Genomic DNA, 19,262 nt, shown 5'->3' on the forward strand with positions numbered 1-19,262 from the left:
TTATCGAGAAAGAAGATGTGCTCGACGCCCATTGCCTGGTAGTGCCGGATGAAGGCATCGATAAAATAGGCGCCATTCCTCACGACACACGTAACCACTGCCTGATCTTTCTTGAGCCGAACCGATCGTGGGCCGTGCAGATGGGTCAGACTTCGCCGCACACGGCTTCGCTGCAGGCTCCACTTCCACCCCGGCGGAATAGCAGAGTTCACGAGCTGCTTTGCAAAGCTCTTCATAGGGATGCGTCTCCGCTCAACGGATATTGCGAGAGGCAATTCTCCCGCTCATAGCCAGCGGCGCACACGAAGGCCTGGTGAGGCGGCGTGCTTTTCATCAGGATGACGTAGCTCGCTTCGATGCCGTCGCGATCGGACACTACGTAACCGCATTTCGCGATAAGACTTTCAATTATTTGCCTCGAAGACGCATTCTCTGGATCTGCGAATGCAAGACATCTGGCCGATTGAAGTTCCGCGATGATCTGTTCCGTAATTGGATCGTTAGGTATTTCTCCACTTCGTGCTACGAAGATGAGATCGAAGCTCTCGATTGCGTTGCTCGCTTTAAACTCCTGGACTATCTTTGCCTGATCCCTTTCAATGGGGTCTTTAACGGGATCGATTGATTTTTTCGGCCCTGTATTTTCTCCTGACGCGTGGAGCACGCGATCTCGCAGACAACAGATGGCTGGAGGTGACGACCTCCCGATCGCCCCTTCATTCACAGCCGCACAGGCTTCATCGATGAGCATATCTCCGCAGATCAGCGCGCTTCTCACTTGTAGATCGCGCGTGGTTTCGCGTATTGATGCGAGAAGCGCAGTTTGCCCTGCGGATAAGGAGGCTTTCGTGCGACCGCGCCTGATGGGCAGGAGTCTCCGTGCCTTCAGATGTTTCCGCAGCTGAGTCATTTTTCGCTCGACCCTATACTGCAGAAGTTTTCTGTTGAGAGTGCTGCTTTTGCCGGGAATGGCTCCTGGATATTCAGCAGGAGCACTGGCACCGACACTAACAATCCTCCGTCGCGCGGGTAGCGAGATTTCCTGCTTCCGGGGATTTGCACTCAACTTCATCCGGCCCATGGCGACGGTGATTCTCTCCGCCAGGGCATCCTGGCCGCATGTCCTTAACGTCTTGTTAAGGGCTTGCAGCCACTCTGTATCGGTTTGCTCTGGGCACTGATGAATGCTGGGGTTACGGGTCTCGGAACTGTCGAATTTGTCGCAATCACCGGTGCGATTCAACGCACAGAATAGGAGCCTTACCCGATCCATCTCTGGATGCCCCAACATCGGAAATTCTTCTGCATACCTGCTCGCACCGCGTACATCTCCCGTGCACATGAGAGACAGGATGTAATAGGCCCACTCCACAGGATCGGGAGTGGACGCGCCGTATTCGCCGAGGCAGTACTGTATGAGCTCGAAGATTTGAGCGTTGGCTGCAGAAGCATTGCCCGCGTATAGGTCGCAGAGAGCGATCTTGAATCTTGCCTCAGGAAAGCGATGCATATAACTCAGACAGAGTCGATATTTGGCTCGTGCCGCAGCGATGTCTCCGGCGCGGAGCAGGAGATTGCCCTCACGCATGGCCAGCAAGTGCTTTCCATTTGAGATAGCGGGAGGCAGAGATTCGTTCTGCCGCGCCGCTACTGCCTGGAGCGGCCGGAAAGGATCGGGTTGAATAATCCTGTGACCGGACGGCAACTCTTTGTTCAGCCGGTACCACTGCAGAATCTGGTCGCGCTGCTTCATCGTGTGCGACGCGTGAACCAGATTGTGCCCCTCGGCTGTTACTCGCTGAAGCTGCTCTTCGTTGCTAAACAACAGCTCGAGCTTGTCAAGCAGATCGTGCGAATCGCCAAAAACGCAATTCTTCATGTCGACAAAGCCAGCCTGTTTTATGTGAACCGTCTCCTCTGTGATCAGGCACGTGTTGCACGCCGGAATCTCGAAGTGCTTTCTGACGACCTCGCCTCCGACAGTGCCGCAGGCAGGCGAAACTTTCGCGGCGTTCAGCAGACGCGCGTAGGCTTCGCCTGCGAAGACCTGGCCTGGTGATGTGCGCGAGAGATATCCGCGATGAGGACAGGATAGGGTTGGATAGTGCTGGGAGATCAACCTATAGACGCGCCGGCGCCAGGGATAGAGAGCCGCCGTAGCCCCCGATAGCAAGACCGGAATAAGCTTTTCCTGTTGATAGTCTCGATAGATTTCAGGATCGATGGAGTTGGGCCAGATGAACAGCTCATCTGAAATCTCGGGCATGTGCTCTACGGCTGTCGCAGCAATGGAGAAGACTGCGTCGACATCCCAAAGCTCCAGGTCTGCAAAAGATCCTGTCCTTGTTTCACACCATGCGTCCGCGTTAAGCAGGGCAAGCTTCGGAATGGAGCGGCTCGACCTCACATTCGTGATCCGTGGCTTTCGGCACGTGAAGAGATTTACACCGCTCTCGAACAAAGCGATGTCCGGCTGATGCAAATCACAGACCTGCTGGTAGTCACAATCATCGTGGATCACGACAACATCGAAGAAATAGGAGAGGCATCTGACATGCTCCTGCTTGTGGTTCAGCAGGAATTCGGGGAGGGCTGATTCGTACTTATTCTGAAAATAGATGAGCTTAGGCTTTTGCGGACCGGTGTACATACGCGTGTTCTTGAATTGCTGGATGACAGCTTTCTGTGTCATCTCCCTCACAGGGAGAGACTCTAACTTTGGCTGGGGGCCTGAATTCGTGGGACGAGCGAACACATTGCAAGTATCCTGCGTACCGGGCGTGGCACATCTTCTAACGGAACGATCCTGGTGAGGAAGCGGATGGAGAAGGCGATTGCGAATGCCGTGAGGACAAAGCCGATAACAAGAGCAGGGACTGGCTGTGTCGTCAAAACCAAGACAAATGCAGCGAGAATCAAAACAGAAAAGAGAGAGCCTACCTTTTTGTTTGTACTCGACCACCGGAATCCGCTCAGGTGCCGCACGACTGGATACACCAGGGCCGCGTGGACGATATAGGAGAGGAAGAAAGCCATTCCTGCTCCGATCAACCCAAAGCGGTTTATTGAAAACCATGCCAGCCCAACTGCTACAACCGCCCAGACGGATTCGCTCAGTATGAAGAAGTCCTGCCTTGCTTTCGCAAGAATGATGAACCCCATTGGCCAGGTCACTACCTGGAGTGCTGCTCCCAGGCTTACCCAGCGCAACACCCCGACCGCAGCCCCGAATCTGGCGCTATAAAACAGGGCGATGACGACAGGTGCAAAAGTCAGGGTTGCAATGACGCCGGGGCCCGCCAGCAACAAGCCGATCAGCGCTTGCTCGTTGACCATGCGGTTGCACTCATCGTTGTTTCTTCCTACGGCGCTCAGGCGGGGGTAGAAATCCGCCCCCATCGCCTGCAAAATGACTCCGACATAAAGACCGCCGAGTGTCCATGCAGACTGATACATGCCGGTTGCCACAATACCTACTTTTCTCGATAGGATCACGCGGACAGCATATGCCACTCCTCCGACAAGCAAACCGCTCAGCATGAACGCCAGTCCCATTTTCAAAAGCGCAGCGACTTCGTTTGTGATTTGCTTCCGATTGATAACTGGAACACGTACACGAATCTTGCGGCTGTACCACCACGAGGTGAGAACCGCCATGGCGGAAACACAGACTAGCGAAGGAACAATTCCCTTCTCCCGAAAAAAGTAGACAATCGGAATTCCAAGTACTGTGCCGGTAAGGGCGCCGATGACGTTCATCCGCGCAAGGTCGCCGATCTTCCTCATTCCCTGGAGCAGCGCACCCTGACCGGCCGATATTAATTGAAGCAGAAGCGACAGAGCGAGCAGGCACACCATGCTGGCGCGCGCCCGGGTTCCAAATGTCATTTGAGAGATGTACGGCGAGAGGACGATCAGCGCGAGTGCGCCAAGTAGACCCAGAGCAACCGATGTTCGTCGAAGAACCGCCACCGTTGTTCCGATACGTTCCTGGTCGTTCTGCCCGACGGCTTCAGCGATCTGACGGACACCGCTATTGTTCACCCCCATACCCGCCACGCTCTGGGCCACCGTGGTGATCGAAGTATAGAGGCCCGCCAACCCAACTCCGCCAGGACCAAGCAAGAGCGCCATCGCCTTGGTACGGACGATTCCGATGCCTATATTCAGTACCGATGACCCGCCAACGACAGCGGAGGACTTGAGTATCTGGCCGTATGTCTGTTTCTTGGGAGCCGTAGTGCACGCCGAATGCGGCGATGCGGGAAGATCGTCGATCTTGGACTCAGGATCGCAGGAGAGCGTAGCCATTTATTGAGCTTCTTTCGCAATCAATCAGGGTGAGACGACCAGATACTGCCTGCAGAAGGCTCATGACATATGCCCTTGCAAAGATGAATTCAGGAAGCACCTTGGCCTGAGAACATGGCCACCGGGGTTTGAACAATGATGTTGATGTCGTGCAGAATGGTGCGGGACTTTGCGTAGCCTATATCCATACGCACCATTTCGTTGAACGTTGTTCGGGAGCGGCCTTTGATTTGCCATAGCCCTGTAAGACCAGGCTGAATTTCCAGCACCCTCCTCTTATGCCATTGCTGATAGCAGGCGCACTCATAAGGGAGGGGTGGGCGGGGACCGACGAGAGACATATCTCCGCAGAGCACATTCATGAACTGAGGGAGTTCATCGAGACTTGTCTTTCTTAGAAAACGGCCAAGTGGTGTAATTCTTGGATCGTTGACCAGCTTGTAACTTCCATTTTCCTGAAGCGCATCCTTCGATCCAGCGATCAGCTTGGCCACATATGCCTGATGCCGGCTGGAATCACTCCCCTGATACATCGATCGAAACTTATAGAAGTTGAACAACCGGCCGTATTGACCGACTCGCTTCTGCGAATAGAACACCGAACCGCGGGAGGTGAATTTGATGAGCAGTGCAATGATCAGAAAAACAGGTGAAAGCAGAATCAGCGCCAGGGTGCTTCCAATGATGTCTATGGAGCGCTTCAGCAGACGGTCCAGGCTCTTACGCGCCGATGTCTTCGAAAGATCGCGGTAAATGACATCTTCATCGTCATTGCCCGATTCGGGTTCTACAGGCTGCGGATAGAGATGAATCGATACACGGAGCCTGGCGACCTCTTCTGCCCCGATGACCTTGACTAAAGCAGCGGAGAACCTTTGTGCGATGGCATCGATACACGGGCCGTCACAGCCGGAGAGTTCGGTCAACAGCACTCCAATGGTCTCGTTCTGCTGATGCCATCCGAGCGTGTCTGTCTCGCGAACACAGGAGGAAATCGCCTCATGCAGTTTTCGAGTCGTAAGGGCACGATCCTTGCGGCGCCACTTCACACCACCGAGAAGCAGGAGCATAAACGGGTTTCCGGAACGCTCGGTGCGTCGACGTTCCAGTCGAAGCTGCCTCAGAAACAAAGACTCGTCCAGTATCTCCCCAGGAATCCGATCTTCTTCACGCAGTACTTCTTTTTCCTGTAGCCGGGGTCGTGCGTAGGCTGTTTTCGCACTTGCGACCATGCAACACCTCAATCTCGATGTATCCATACAGATCCGCAATCGGATATATGGACGGCTTTTATGGTTTGTTTTCAGGGGGGTAACAAGCGGCACAAGAGATTTGTGAAGGCTTAAATTCCCGTAGAGACCCGGAGCGCGGAGGGTCGCTCCAGTTGGTCTCCGTCGATCTCGAAAGAAACAGACTGATTAACAAGGCTTATGGAAATTACCAGCTTGCATCTGTTTTTTTGACTGACTACGACTCCCTCTACTCCGGAAAAAACTCCTGAGCGAACCCTTACCCGCTCTCCCAGGGCTGGCATAGGACATGGTTCAAGAACAGCTCCGCCCTTCATGCAGCGACGAACACTGTCGACTTCTTCATCGGAGATAGCGGCCGGCGCACCCTGGAAAGACACGATGCGGACAACGCCTGACACGGTGAGGACCTTGATCTGGTCGCCTGCATGGAGGCGGGTGAAGACGTAACTTGGAAATAGTGGCCTCATGAGCTTGACCCGGCGATCCTTCCACTGGCTTTGGCTGAGAAAGGTAGGCAGAAACACTTCCAGATCCTTTCTTTCGAGCGCATCTGCTACAGCCTTTTCATGCCGGGGATAGGTGTATATCGCGCACCAGTGAAAGTTTTCGCCGTTCTCTTTAGGCAACACGGCCGAAGACGGACCAGCAAGGGAACGAGCGCTACGTGTGTGATTTGTCATACTGTGATTTCAGGCAACGCTTCGCGATGGCAGCTCACATGGAGCCACTGTGGAATTCGCTTTCTGCAATCGCCGATCGTGCACCCTGACGAACTAGCGCTGCGCCAATTTCTGAGTACGCAGCATGGCGATCGTCCGATAGAACCGCTCGTCAAGGACCGTGGAGACGTTGGTTCCTGCCTCTTCCCTACACAAAAATGAATAGCAATCGCAATGCCAGCCGGGAGGTATTCAGAGCAACAGTTGATACAGATAACGAATCCAAGCGATGCCACGAATTTCTCACATCACTAAAGGAAAAGCAGCGCCGGACTACTTTCGTTTGAACCACGGTGTGTGCAGAGGCTTGCACATAATCACGCGCTGTTGCATAAGACCCGCGAGAGAAAGATCTCACGGAAGCACCTGATATCGCCCCACCATACCACCCATGAAATGATCGTTCACATGGCAATGGAACAGCCAGATTCCTTCGTTGTCGGGCGTCATATCCGCGACCGCCATCGCCATCGGCCCCAGAAACACCGTGTCGGTTCTCATTCCGTTTGCAACCACGGTATTGCCATGCCAGTGAGCCATGTGTACATCTTCTTCATTGCTGTTGGATAGCAGGTACCATCGCACGTGCTCCTCTCGACGCATCGTCAACAGCGGGATATTCCCCTTGATGAATCCGTTGATCGAATACATGAGGTTCTGCTCCCTGAGAAGAGGGTTGAGAGCCTTCAGGCGGGATTCCCTGCCCAGGCGGCCAGCATTGCCCTCGAAGAACCAGCTGTCTGTTTCATCGAAGATTGAAAAGTCTACGATGAACTCGCGGTCCACATCTTTTGGAGTGCCATCTGCCCGCGCCATTCCTTTTGCAACCACGATGATGGGGCCGACAAGACCGGTATTTATATCCGTGGACTCCACAAAATGCGAGTGATACATCCACAAGACAGAGCTGCCATCCATGTGTGCAGGACCGCTTCGCTCCGGGACAGTCCAGATATAGGTGTAGGTTCCGCCGGGCGGGATCAGATCGTCCTTCTTCACTGTGCCCGCAGTTCCATCATTGTAGGAAGCACCCTCTGCATCTTTCTTGTAGAGAACGCCATGCGGATGCATCGTTACGGAGAGGTGTGTATTGTTGCGGAAAAACACACGTATGGAGTCACCCACCTCCGCTCGAATCAACGGTCCCAGCAGGCCAAGGTGCTCCCACTGCTGAGGGCGCGTCTTCAGAGTCTTGAATGTGGAGTCGGTATATTCCCGATAGATTGCCTTGTGGTAAACCCTGTGATGGAGGCCGGCTCCTGACTCATCGTCGCCAGTTTCGGCATGCGGAGCCCCGGTTACATCGGTCGATATCGGGGTATAGTCCCAGTCCACTTCATCTGCGGCGATGTAATAGGTGCGAACGACTCCAGAGCTCTGCGGCGCCGATGACGGGACTTTCTTCCTGGTAACGGGCGCGGTCATTTTTGTCGGACCGCCCGGGGTGGCCGACACAGGACCCTGAGAAATACCGGACTGCGCCGCAGCTAGCGCGAGCAGCGCGACGATGCTGAAAAGTGGCCGTCGAAGTATCACTGCCTGCCTATCGATTGCGCCGACCGTAGTCGCTATAGTATGCGCTGCCCTTGATCGCCGAATCGTTCAACACTGCTCCGCGTAGCTTTGGGCCGATGGTCTCCAGAGATGCCTTCATCAGGGCGGCCGAGGTCGTGCCAGCACGTACGACCATCAATGCGCCGTCCACATAAGGAAGCACCTCGGCAACGTCCGACATCGGAACCACGGGCACAAGATCCAGGATGGCCCATTCGAAAGCGGCGCGGACTGAGTTCATAAAAGGGCCAAGCACAGAGGGTGAGAAATATTTTTCAGGCGATTCAAGACGCTGCGTGACCGGATAGATTTGCAGCGGGAGATCCTGCACCTTAAGCCCGCCCTTCAGTAGCGTGGATTTTCCATTCAGCACCGCTTCTATGCCCTGATCGGTGGAAAGCCCCATTGCTGCCGCGAGACCCGGTGCGCGAAAATCAAGATCGACGAGGCAGGTATTGTGCCCTGCCTGCGCGAGACACCATGCCAGATTGATCGAAGTAAGGGTCTTGCCTTCTCCCGGTCCGGGACTCGTAATCATGATCAGCCCGCCTTCGGGATGAAGCATGCGAAGACGGCGGCGCAACAATTTGTACTGCTCGACGGCGAGGCCTGTCGGCTCGTTGAGAAATACCAGGCGTGACGCCTGCACCGGATCAATCGTAACCGTCGCAGGTCTTATTGCCTTTCCAATACTGGATGTGTGCCCGTCGTTGCCCAATGCTTTCATTGTTTCCACACCAAGGATCGTACTCACAGGATCGGCCTCACTTTAAGTAGAAAGATCACAAGAATCACGGTTGCGATCATCGCCGCCGTGAGCGCCTGCAGCGTTCTTGTGCGCGTGTGACGCTGATCTGCCGGCGTAACGATCGGCGGGATGGTACCGATAATCGGAACCTTTGCGGGAAGCATTCCGAACAATTCCACCTCGGACTTGACTGTTCCGCCCAGCAGATACAACGCGATCGCTACGCCCGCCGGTAGAATCAGCGCGAGCCCGATGACGCCTGCGATCAGAGGAACTCGCTTCGGGGAAACCGGCATCTCGGGAGCCCTGGCGGGATCGAGCACGGTGAAGCGCTTTCCCTGCTGCTTACGCTCCAGCTCCTCGGACATGCGAGCTGAATATGTTTTTTCGAGGAGAGATTGATAATCTTCTCTCGAAACCTCATAGTTGCGCGTCAGCTCTGTCAGCTGGGTCTCCAGAACCGGAACCGAGTCCACCTTCCATTGGTAGGACTGAATTTGGGTCTGAAGCTCACTTTGCCGTAATTCGCGTCGCTTTAAATCCTTGTCTATGAGTGTCAGTCGATCGCGAGTGTTCGGATCATATGAGTCGGCGGCTTTGTCGGAAGAGTCCGGCAATGCCGCAAGTTGAGCATTCAGGTTCTTGAGTTGTGCTTTGGCAACAATCACATCGGGATAGGTGTCTTTGAATTGCTGCCGCATGTTCCAAAGGTCGTTTTCCAGGTGGCGCTTTTCCTGCAACATCCGGCCGCGCTCAGTCAGCGCTGCCGGGTCACCGACCGGACTCACGCTGGGCCGGCCAAGCAGGGTTCGCTCCTGCTCGAGCCTTGCGATCGTATCGGTATTGGCCTCAAGTTCTGACTGCAGCCGGGTGAGTGCCTGCAGGTTCACATTCACCTGGTCAGGGGTGGAACCGACATGCTTCATCTTGAAATCCTCGAGCGCGCGCTCCTGTTCTTCGAGGCTTTTCCTCGCCTTTTCCAGCTCTCCTGAAAGAAATTGTGTTGTCCCCTGAGCCTGCTGTTCTCTCACATCGAGATTCCAATTGATAAAGCCCCATGCCAGGTCGTTCGCAACCATCGATGCGATGCGTGGATCGCGATCCTCGTAGGTGATGCTGAAACTGCTCAGACCCTGTTCCTGCTCACGCGTCTGTTTCAGCTCGATGGTTGTCTTTTTCCGCACATAGTCGAGCAGCTCTTCTCTCGTCTTCTTCTTCCGGTAGACGGGATAAAGATTTTCCTTGTCGATAATCGCCTGCAGCCTCGACTCGCTCAGCACTTGTTGGGTCAGGGTATTCAGACGCGCATTCGGATCCGATGTCACGGTGGACGCAACGTATCTCTCCGGGATCTTCTGTGGATCCACCAGGATCGTTGTCGTGGCGCTATAGATATTCGGCAGCAGAGACACTCCCATGATTCCCAATGCGGCCAGAATCACGGAAGAGAGAAAGATTGCATGAGGATGACGCTTCAATGCAACAAGGCATTCCGTCAGCATTGCTGAGGAACCTGCCGGCCGGCTTTGTGTCTGATTCATCTCTACCCATACCCTCGTTATCGGATCATTGAAACAATCGGCCCATCGACGGCGCCCAGCCGAGCGAGATGAGCGCCACATTGCGAGTAAAACCGACTCCTCCCGTATCACCCGAGTAGTAGCGATAGGTGTACGAGAGATTGAGCCCGTGGCCGAGCATATGCTTGTAACCGCAGTCGACATACATTCCGCTGTAAGAACTCTTCACGTCCTCGGCTTCGCTGCTGGCATGGCCTATGTCCACGTTGAAGGCCCCCCTCATTCCCACCTGCCGCTGATACCCAGCCGACGTACTTGTGACCCACAAACCAGGCCCGAGATAGGAGATAGCCGGCTCTCTGCCGGTCAGCAGATAGATCTGCTGCTTCCCCGACAGCCGTTTGCTGAACGCCGCAGCATAGCTATAGAACTGCTGCTTCCCGCATGTAGGGGATGTAATTTGAGGCCCCCCGCGTACGGAAAGAATGCCTCCGTTACCGAGGCTCCAGTTAAGGCCTACTCCTCCGCCTGAGCTGGTGCAGTTCAGAAGGCCGTAGTAATAGTAAGTCTGCTCGTATGCTCGCATGCCCATCGTGGGAGACAGATCGCGGTCATAAGCGACAGTGCTCATCGCGATGTTATTGCTGTCGGTTCCACCGGAGTAGCGGCTTATGGTGTTTGAAAGACTGAGCTCGAGAGAGCTTCGGCTGGAGGTCCTGTATTGAAGCGTTCCATCTCCGTTTAAGAAGGTCACCATCCCGGCATTGGAGAGATAGGCGGGAGTACCAGGCCCGACACCCGGCACCCCTCCAACCGGGGTTGTCTGCTGTGGCGCCAACAAGCGGATCGCATCCTGCCCATGGCTGCCCGATGCATCAAGGGACCATTTCCAACGCTCACTCAAGGTTCCGACCAGGGTCGCCGTCGCCATATGCATCGTCTGGTTGCTGCCCGCGCCAGAGCTGTACTGAGTGATGGTCGGCTGATATTGGAGCAGGAATTGAACCTTGGCATTTCTCGCCTCGATACCGAGGTAGGGGCTGATGGTATATACCCCGGACGAAATGCCTTTCTCCGTGTTTTCAGGGTTGCTGTCCCATCCGCTTACTACATCCGCACCTACAACGATGCGTTTTGCCACCATGTTTCCGAGAGAGATCAGGCCAGATCCATTCAACGCCGGCGAATAGAGCGTTTTGTCGTCGGGATTTGCGCCAGCAGTTTCGAGAGCAACAGAAGGGTTTGCGGACGAAACTGTATTGCTGGCCTGACCGCCAGACACACCCTGTGCGACCGCCTGTGACTGGGCATGGACAAGCCGGGTCGTCGCGGTACACGACAAGATTGCAGCGAAGCAGATTGCGCCAACGACTTTCATAACTATTCCTACGGAACCACAACCGTATCGCCGGGCTGAAGAACGATGTTTTGTTTTACATCGCCGTTTAGCGCGGCGACGTAGTCAAACTTGAGACGCTGAGTAGTCCCGGCGGATTCCCGCAGCACCAGGATTCCTTTCCGGTGAGCAAACACACTCAATCCACCGGCCTGGGCGATCACCTGAAGAACCGTGATCGGCGCAATCAGTGGATACCCGCCGGGCTTTCCGACCTGGCCCATGACATAGACCTGTCTGCTCCGGATCTCGACGACGCTCACTGTCACCTGCGCCTTGACGACGTAACTGGCAAGCCGTTCGCCGAGCATTTCGGAGAGTTGATTCGCGGTCATGCCTGCAACGTGAACATCTCCGAGCAAAGGCAGCGATACGAATCCGTCGGGTCCGACAGTCACGGTCTGTGATAGATCGTTATTCTTCCAAACACTGATATGGATCACATCGGCTGGGCCAATGAGATACTGCGAAACCTCACCGGGAGCTTTGGCCGGCTTGCCTGATTGCAGGTCTGCACTCCCACCGGGACGGGCTTCGACAGGCGCAGGAGCTCCACCGTTTCCAGCGAGCGCAATGTTCTGCGCGAAACAGCTGCCAACAGAAAGCCACGCTGACGCGAACAGTGTCAGGAGACGAGTTGAGTTTCCGGGTCTCATATCGAACTAGTTGCACCTCCGCGCAGAACAAGGAGCAAACCAATGGCCAATGTGCCCCGCGAGCAAGTGCAAAGATGGCTGGCTTTGGTGACCCAATGAATCATTGCCGCCTGCATCTTTCTGGCGTTAGGTGCAAACTTTTGCACAGTACGTCCTGGTGTGACGTCGGCCAAGGATGGCTTGCGCAGGAGATTCATAGGTCATCTCACAGGCGTCGTTTATGGCTAAATTTGGGAATTGCATTTTTCCAGATTGTGGTCCTCTACGTGCACTTCGCTGCGCCAAACGGTTGACGAATGTGCGAGATCTTCTTGGTACGTCTGTGGCAATCCATCGCATCAGAATGCAGTTGAATAAGGCTGCGCAAACTGAAGTCCCTGTACTGATTACCGGTGAGAGCGGAACAGGAAAAGAGGTAGCTGCGAGGTCGCTGCATGCCATGAGCCGGCGCGCCGGCAACAACTTCCTCAAGGTGAATTGCCCGGCGATCCCGTATCACCTGTTTGAAAGCGAACTCTTCGGCCATATGGCCGGTGCGTTTACAGGTGCGAAGGAAGCACGCGCGGGAAAGTTTGAACTGGCCGATAAAGGCACTCTCTTTCTCGATGAGATTGGCGAGCTGGAGTTTGCTCTGCAGTCCAAGCTGCTTCACGCGCTGCAGGATTCACGCGTGGTGCGCCTGGGGTCGATCACGGAATCTACAGTCGACTTCCGGCTCATCTGCGCCACAAATCGTCATCTTGAAGATGAGGTTGCTCGCGGAGGATTCCGGACCGACCTTTTTTACCGGATCAACGTTCTGAGAATCGAAATGCCGGCATTGCGAGACAGGGCATGCGACGTGCCCATCCTGATGAATCATTTCCTGCAGTTTTACAGCGCGCGCTTCAGGACAGAATATGTACCGCTGAGCGCATCCTTCATGCGTTTGCTCGAGTGTTATCACTGGCCCGGAAATATACGCGAACTGGAGAACCTGGCTAAACGCTACGTCGTGCTCGGAGATGAAGAGCACATCCTGTCGGTACTGCGTGAGCCGGAGAGTGAACAGCCAGTGGTTCCGGACCTGATCGACCTGAACACTCCACTCAAGGTGCAGACCAAGCGGGCCATACAAAGCATGGAAAGACAGATCATCCTGAAGGTTTTGCAGGCGCACAAGTGGAACCGCAGAAAGACAGCCCGTTCACTGGACATCAGTTACAGGGCTCTGCTTTACAAGATCAAGGAGGCCGGACTGCCCGCCCTGCGCTCCACCCGGGGCGATTCTCCAAACGGCTCAGACGCGGGGAAAGAAAGCAGTATTTGCGCAAAGGATTTCAAATAACTTCCACTCTCATACCTCATTAACTTTTGGAACTCAGCGTGCAGAGTAGCTCGACCAGAAGCAAGTCAGAACAACGGCACAAAGCGGTCAGAGACCGGCGGCTTCGACAAGACAGTCGCGCAGAACAGCCTGCGTGAGCAAACATTTGCAACTATCGGCACTAACGATTGCATTTTGCGGAGAACGGCATGGACGGGCGCATATCAGGTTATGGAGAGCATGTGATCAAGTTTGGAGTGGTGGGCTACGGGTATTGGGGACCGAACCTTGTTCGCAACCTATTTGAAGTTCCCGAAACAATGGTTGTCGCGGTATGCGATGCAAGGGAAGACCGCCTCAGGCAGGTCGCCAGCCGCTATCCTTCCGTGGAACTGCTCACGGATTACCAGAAAATGCTGGACAATCCGGAGATTGACGCAATCGCCATAGCGACACCGGTTTCGACGCACTATGACCTGGCGATGAGAGCGCTGTGCAGCGGTAAGCATGTGATGGTCGAGAAGCCGATGACCTCTTCAACCGAGCAGGCACTCCGGTTGATCGACGAAGCCGAACGGCGAAGGCTGGTTCTGATCGTTGACCACACCTTCGTGTACACGGGGGCAGTCCGCAAGATCAAGCAGATGCTTGATTCGGGGAAATTGGGCGAGATCTATTACTACGACTCCACCCGCATCAACCTGGGTCTCTTTCAGCGCGACGTGGATGTGTTGTGGGATCTGGCCGTCCATGATCTCGCAATCATGAACTATCTTCTCCCGATGACACCCTGTGCTGTCGCCGCTACAGGAATCAACCACGTGAGCGGGGGAACGGAGAACCTGGCTTATCTCACGATGTTCTTCCAGGAGAACGTCATCGCGCACATCAACGTCAACTGGCTCTCGCCTGTGAAGGTCCGCCGGACCCTGATCGGAGGGAGCAAGCAAATGATCGTGTACGACGACATGGAGCCGAGCGAAAAGGTAAAGGTGTATGACAAGGGAATCACTCTGGGAGCCGGAACCGAAAGCCTATACAAGGCACTGATTGGATATCGCTCCGGCGATATGTACGCTCCGCAGCTCGACGTTTCGGAGGCTCTTAAGGTGGAAATCCAACACTTCGTCGATTGCATTCACACCGGATCGGAGCCACTCACGGGAAGCCGCGCGGGACTGCAGGTAGTCCGGCTGCTTGAATCCGCCTCTTACTCGATGAAACATCGCGGGAAGCTTGTTGAGCTGGCGCCCGATGCCCTGGCTGTTTAAGGAAAGGATGATATGTCTGACACCTCTATGCTTGCGCACTTTGAAATCGTCGACCGACGAGATCCCAGCGATTCCATTGGCATGGAATACTGCCGTATTTCGCCGGACGTGAAGATGGGAAAGGATGTGCGCGTTTTTGCGTTTGTAAATCTCTATGGCTGCTCGATCGGAGACAACTGCAAAATCGGGACATTTGTCGAAATTCAAAAGAATGCGACGGTGGGCAACAACGTAAAGATTTCGAGCCACACCTTCATCTGCGAGGGCGTGGATATCGAAGACGATGTCTTCATAGGCCACAATGTCTCCTTCATCAACGACAAGTATCCAAGAGGCACCAACGCAGACGGCAGCCTTCAGACTGAGGCTGACTGGCAGGTCGTCAAAACGGTGGTGAGGCGCGGTGCCTCCATCGGCACCAGCAGCACAATTCTTTGCGGCATCACGATTGGCGAGCATGCCATGGTTGGAGCCGGCAGCGTCGTCACTCATGATGTGCCCGCATACGCAGTGGTCGCAGGAAATCCCGCAAGAGTATTGAGTCGGATGGAGGAAAAGTGAAAGTTCCGTTTCTGGATCTGAAGTCACTGCATCATGAGCTGAAAGATGAGTTATTGGAAGTGTTTCACAGGGTGCTCCACACATCCGCGTTTGTGCTCGGCCCCGAAGTGAAGAACTTCGAGCAGGAATTTGCAACCTACACGAGCACAGATCATTGTGTTGCGGTGAACTCCGGAACCGCCGCGCTTCATCTCACACTCGCCGCACTGGGTGTAGGGCCGGGGGATGAAGTTATCACGGTTGCCCATACATTCATTGCTACTGCAGAGGCGATTTCGGCCGTGGGTGCTAAGCCGGTGTTTGTCGACATTAGCGCTGACTGCTACACCATGGACCCTGCACTGATCGAAGCTGCAATCACCAGCCGTACGCGCGCCATCGTGCCTGTGCACCTCTACGGACAGGTTGCCGATATGGACCCGATTCTCGCCATCGCGGATCGGCATGGCATCCCCGTGATTGAAGACGCCTGCCAGGCCCACGGCGCTCTCTACAAAGGGCGCAAGGCAGGATCGCTGGGCGTTGCAGGTTGCTTCAGCTTCTATCCAGGAAAAAACCTTGGCGCCTGTGGAGAAGGCGGCGCTGTGACGACCAATGATGAAGCGCTCGCGCAGAAGATTGCGATGTGGCGCGATCACGGATCGGTGAAGAAATATGAGCATCACTTCCCTGGCTTGAACCTGCGCATGGAAGGCCTGCAGGGCGGTGTTCTTTCAACGAAGCTCAAATACCTCGACGGCTGGAACCAGCAGCGGCGTGAGGTTGCTGCCCAGTACGACGCTGCGCTTGCGCCTTTGGGGGTACTTACTCCGGCTGAGATGGAATATGCCCATCATGTGTATCACCTTTACGTGATCGAGACCGACAACCGGGATCAACTGCGGCAGCAACTCTCCGACGCAGGTGTCGAGTCCGGGCTGCACTACCCCATTCCTCTTCATCTGCAGGACGCTTACTCTTCGCTCGGATACAAGTGTGGAGATTTCCCGGTGACGGAGCGAGCTGCGAGCCGCATTCTGTCTTTGCCGCTTTATCCCGGCATGAGCCACGAAGCTGTGGCCTATGTCGCCGCCGAACTGCACGAGAGCTGCCATGTCAGTTAACGCCGAGAACGCTCCCACTCAGGATGCGCGCACGGTAGCTGCTGTTTTCGGGGCAGCGGGATTGAAGGAAGATCCCGCATGGGAGTGGGAGTATGCGCTCCAACTCAGGCGATCCTATTCCCCGCAGGATCTGCATGCCTTGTATTCGCGATTTCGAAGCGACGAGGGAACCTTTGAAACACAGCTTCGCCGCATTCTCTTTCGGGCCATGTGCAGGCAGGCAGGCCATGATATACGCATTGCACCAGAGGTAATGCTGAAGCATCCCGAGACGTTTGAGCTGGGCGACTCCGTGTTCATCGGAGCGCAGACAATGATCCAGGGACGATTCGACGGTACCTGCCGCATCGGCAACCATGTGTGGATCGGTCCTCACTCTTACTTCGATGCTCGCCATCTGGTTATTGAGGACTATGTGGGCTGGGGTCCAGGAGCCAAGGTTCTCGGATCTTCCCACACAGGCTCTCCGATCGATATCCCAATCATCTCGACGGAGCTTCAGATCAAGCCGGTGATCATCGGCTACGGGGCGGACATCGGGACGAACGCGACCATCCTTCCGGGTGTTCATGTCGGAGCGCATTCCATCGTGGGTGCAGGCGCCGTAGTAACAGAAAGCATTCCAGAATATGCCGTCGCAGTCGGCGTCCCCGCGCGGATTGTTCGATTTCGAAAGTAGAACAGACTAAGGAGCCGAACAGAACAAGCTCCAGGAGCCAAGTTATGAACGAGATCAACGGATCCAAGATCCTGATTACTGGCGGTGCAGGCTTTGTAGGCAGCACTACTGCCGATCAACTGCTGGAAGCTGGCGCAGCCGAGGTGCGTATCCTCGACAACTTTATCCGAGGAAACCTGAGGAACCTGGAACAGGCCCGGGCGAAAAGCGGCCTGGTTATCATCGATGGCGACATCCGCGATGAGGGAGTTGTAGATGCCGCCGTTGAAGGAGTGGACTACATCTTTCATCAGGCTGCCCTGAGAATCACGCGCTGCGCGGAAGCCCCGCGTGAGGCTATGCAGGTTCTGGTGGACGGCACGCTGAATGTGCTGGAAAGCGCGGTTCACCACAAGGTGAAGAAGATCGTGGGTGCTTCCTCCGCATCGGTATACGGAAACGCTTCGTATCTTCCGATGGACGAAGACCATCCTTTCAACAACAGAACCTTATATGGGGCCGGCAAGATAGCCAATGAGCAGATGTTCCGGGCCTACTACGAAATGTTCCAGTTGCCGTATGTAGTGTTTCGCTACTTCAACGTTTATGGTCCGCGCATGGATATCGACGGCGTCTACACCGAGGTTCTTGTGCGCTGGCTCGATGCGATCGATGAAGGGAAAAGGCCGAAGATCTTTGGAGATGGATCGCAATCCATGGACTTTGTCTTCGTCGAGGATGTCGCACGCGCAAACCTGGCAGGATTGACGGGCGACGTTACCGACGAAGCATTCAACGTCGGAACCGGCACGCAGACTACGCTGAAGTCCTTGTGTCATCTGCTGCTCAAAATTACAGGCTCATCATTGGAACCTGAATATATCGAGGCCCGCAAAGTCAACAATGTCCAGGCACGCCGTGCATCGGTTTTAAAAGCCGAACAAATGCTTGGCTACAAAGCGGACGTCAAGCTCGAGGCTGGATTAAAGAAACTCTTGCAATGGAGGCAAAAGGTGAAAGAAGAGAACGCAACGGTAGGAGCTTCGCGATGAGCAGCGCTCCCGCTATAACGTCAAAGATGATTCCGGTTGCCCGGCCCTACATCGGAAGCGAAGAGGAACAGGCCACGATCGACGCGTTGCGTTCCGGGTGGATTACGCAGGGGCCGCGCGTCGCCGAGTTCGAGACGAGGTTCGCGAAGTACGTCGGCAGCTCTCACGCCGTAGCCCTGTCGTCCTGCACCACGGCTCTGTACTTGGCACTGGTCGCTTCAGGCATAGGTCCGGGGGACGAAGTGATTTGTCCGAGCCTGAGCTTTATCGCTACGGCGAATGCGATCACTTATACCGGAGCGACTCCGATCTTCGCCGACATCGATCCTGACACATACAACCTGGATCCGGCTTCCGTGGAGATGCTCATCTCCCCGCGCACAAGGGCGATTCTCGCCGTTCACCAGATCGGCTTACCGGCGGATCTGGATGCTCTCTCAGCCATTGCTGAAAGATACAGCCTGGTCCTGATCGAAGATGCCGCGTGTGCAATCGGCTCGGAATACCACGACGAGCGGATCGGCAGACCGCGGGGATCGATGGCCTGCTTCAGCTTCCACCCTCGAAAGATTCTCACCACCGGAGAAGGAGGGATGATCACCACCAACGACGGTGAACTTGCAGACAAGCTTCGCCGGCTCCGGCAACATGCAATGAGCCTTTCGGACGTCGCTCGTCATAGCGCCACCAGGATTGCAACGGAAACGTATGACGAGATCGGATTCAACTTTCGCATGACCGACATCCAGGCCGCAATCGGAATGGTGCAGCTCGAACGCCTGGGGATCCTGCTCGAACGGCGGCGTTATCTGGCGGCGCGATATGACCAGGCATTGGAGGACATGCCCTGGTTGCAGCGTCCGCACGTCCCGGAGCACTGCCTCCATAATTACCAGTCGTACATGGTTCGACTGCGTTCCTCCGCGCCCGCGCGCGATGCATTGATGCAAGGCATGCTCGAGAAAGGTATCTCCACACGGCGTGCGGTCATGGCGATTCATCGTGAGCGGCCTTATCTCGAAAACGAATCCGGCAAGCACCTGCCACACACAGACCGTGTGGCAGATACTGGAATCATCCTGCCGCTCTTCCACCAGATGTCCGAAGCCGACCAGGATTACGTGATCGAAACTCTACACACTTTCACTATCTAA

At 55.2% G+C, this 19,262-nt stretch carries 16 protein-coding genes and 1 pseudogene; 8 read left to right on the forward strand and 9 right to left on the reverse strand.

The annotated features are described in order from the left end of the window. Nucleotides 1-232 precede the first annotated feature (232 nt). The 3 genes and pseudogenes from LJD29_RS03590 to LJD29_RS03600 form a co-directional block, all read right to left on the reverse strand. Complete coding sequence (locus LJD29_RS03590; RefSeq protein ID WP_446744390.1) at nt 233-2,962, reverse strand: glycosyltransferase family protein; 2,730 nt, start codon at nt 2,960-2,962, stop codon at nt 233-235. Between the two features lie 269 nt (nt 2,963-3,231). Then, nucleotides 3,232-4,311 (reverse strand): annotated as a pseudogene (locus tag LJD29_RS03595) (oligosaccharide flippase family protein); the annotation flags it as partial. An 89-nt stretch (nt 4,312-4,400) separates the two neighbouring features. Beyond that, a complete protein-coding gene (locus LJD29_RS03600) occupies nt 4,401-5,237 on the reverse strand; it encodes a sugar transferase (protein ID WP_446744391.1) in 837 nt (278 codons plus the stop codon). A 75-nt stretch (nt 5,238-5,312) separates the two neighbouring features. On the opposite strand from LJD29_RS03600, the gene LJD29_RS03605 reads away from it, so the two are divergent. Further along, nucleotides 5,313-5,504, forward strand: coding sequence for a hypothetical protein (locus tag LJD29_RS03605; protein ID WP_446744392.1), 192 nt, complete (start codon nt 5,313-5,315; stop codon nt 5,502-5,504). A gap of 149 nt (nt 5,505-5,653) precedes the next feature. Here LJD29_RS03605 and nusG read toward each other — a convergent pair whose 3' ends face one another. The 6 genes from nusG to LJD29_RS03635 all read right to left on the reverse strand — a co-directional run bounded on the left by nusG (nt 5,654) and on the right by LJD29_RS03635 (nt 12,157). After that, nucleotides 5,654-6,244 (reverse strand): transcription termination/antitermination protein NusG, encoded by a 591-nt coding sequence (gene nusG, locus LJD29_RS03610; protein WP_446744393.1) that lies wholly within the window; start codon nt 6,242-6,244, stop codon nt 5,654-5,656. A gap of 393 nt (nt 6,245-6,637) precedes the next feature. Further along, nucleotides 6,638-7,708: a multicopper oxidase domain-containing protein gene (locus tag LJD29_RS03615; RefSeq protein WP_446744394.1), complete on the reverse strand. Its 1,071-nt coding sequence runs from the start codon at nt 7,706-7,708 to the stop codon at nt 6,638-6,640. Nucleotides 7,709-7,826: 118 nt separating this feature from the next. Next, complete coding sequence (locus LJD29_RS03620; RefSeq protein ID WP_446744395.1) at nt 7,827-8,591, reverse strand: tyrosine-protein kinase family protein; 765 nt, start codon at nt 8,589-8,591, stop codon at nt 7,827-7,829. Beyond that, nucleotides 8,588-10,126 carry a GumC family protein gene (locus tag LJD29_RS03625; RefSeq protein ID WP_446744396.1) on the reverse strand — a complete coding sequence of 513 codons (1,539 nt, stop codon included), beginning with the start codon at nt 10,124-10,126 and terminating at the stop codon, nt 8,588-8,590. Before LJD29_RS03625 ends, LJD29_RS03620 begins: the two co-directional genes overlap by 4 nt. A 25-nt stretch (nt 10,127-10,151) precedes the next feature. Next, nucleotides 10,152-11,483 (reverse strand): hypothetical protein, encoded by a 1,332-nt coding sequence (locus tag LJD29_RS03630; RefSeq protein ID WP_446744397.1) that lies wholly within the window; start codon nt 11,481-11,483, stop codon nt 10,152-10,154. A gap of 8 nt (nt 11,484-11,491) precedes the next feature. Next, nucleotides 11,492-12,157: a polysaccharide biosynthesis/export family protein gene (locus LJD29_RS03635; protein WP_446744398.1), complete on the reverse strand. Its 666-nt coding sequence runs from the start codon at nt 12,155-12,157 to the stop codon at nt 11,492-11,494. 220 nt (nt 12,158-12,377) lie between these two features. Here LJD29_RS03635 and LJD29_RS03640 point away from each other — a divergent pair, with 220 nt between their 5' ends. The 7 genes from LJD29_RS03640 (at nt 12,378) to LJD29_RS03670 (ending at nt 19,262) form a co-directional block, all read left to right on the forward strand. Continuing rightward, nucleotides 12,378-13,484, forward strand: coding sequence for a sigma-54 interaction domain-containing protein (locus LJD29_RS03640; RefSeq protein ID WP_446744399.1), 1,107 nt, complete (start codon nt 12,378-12,380; stop codon nt 13,482-13,484). A 188-nt stretch (nt 13,485-13,672) separates the two neighbouring features. Then, on the forward strand, nt 13,673-14,734 hold the full coding sequence (locus LJD29_RS03645) for a Gfo/Idh/MocA family protein (protein WP_446744400.1): 1,062 nt from the start codon (nt 13,673-13,675) through the stop codon (nt 14,732-14,734). Between the two features lie 12 nt (nt 14,735-14,746). Next, nucleotides 14,747-15,295: an acyltransferase gene (locus LJD29_RS03650; protein WP_446744401.1), complete on the forward strand. Its 549-nt coding sequence runs from the start codon at nt 14,747-14,749 to the stop codon at nt 15,293-15,295. Next, complete coding sequence (locus LJD29_RS03655) at nt 15,292-16,398, forward strand: DegT/DnrJ/EryC1/StrS family aminotransferase (RefSeq protein WP_446744402.1); 1,107 nt, start codon at nt 15,292-15,294, stop codon at nt 16,396-16,398. Before LJD29_RS03650 ends, LJD29_RS03655 begins: the two co-directional genes overlap by 4 nt. After that, nucleotides 16,388-17,077: an acyltransferase gene (locus tag LJD29_RS03660; protein ID WP_446744403.1), complete on the forward strand. Its 690-nt coding sequence runs from the start codon at nt 16,388-16,390 to the stop codon at nt 17,075-17,077. The genes LJD29_RS03655 and LJD29_RS03660 overlap by 11 nt, the downstream gene beginning before the upstream one ends. 44 nt (nt 17,078-17,121) lie before the next feature. Then, the gene (locus LJD29_RS03665) at nt 17,122-18,108 is read left to right on the forward strand and encodes an NAD-dependent epimerase/dehydratase family protein (protein WP_446744404.1); all 987 of its coding nucleotides are present in this window, start codon (nt 17,122-17,124) and stop codon (nt 18,106-18,108) included. Further along, nucleotides 18,105-19,262, forward strand: a complete 1,158-nt coding sequence (locus LJD29_RS03670) for a DegT/DnrJ/EryC1/StrS family aminotransferase (protein ID WP_446744405.1) — start codon at nt 18,105-18,107, stop codon at nt 19,260-19,262. The genes LJD29_RS03665 and LJD29_RS03670 overlap by 4 nt, the downstream gene beginning before the upstream one ends.

This window comes from Silvibacterium acidisoli (genome assembly GCA_022870745.1).
GTDB lineage: Bacteria > Acidobacteriota > Terriglobia > Terriglobales > Acidobacteriaceae > Silvibacterium.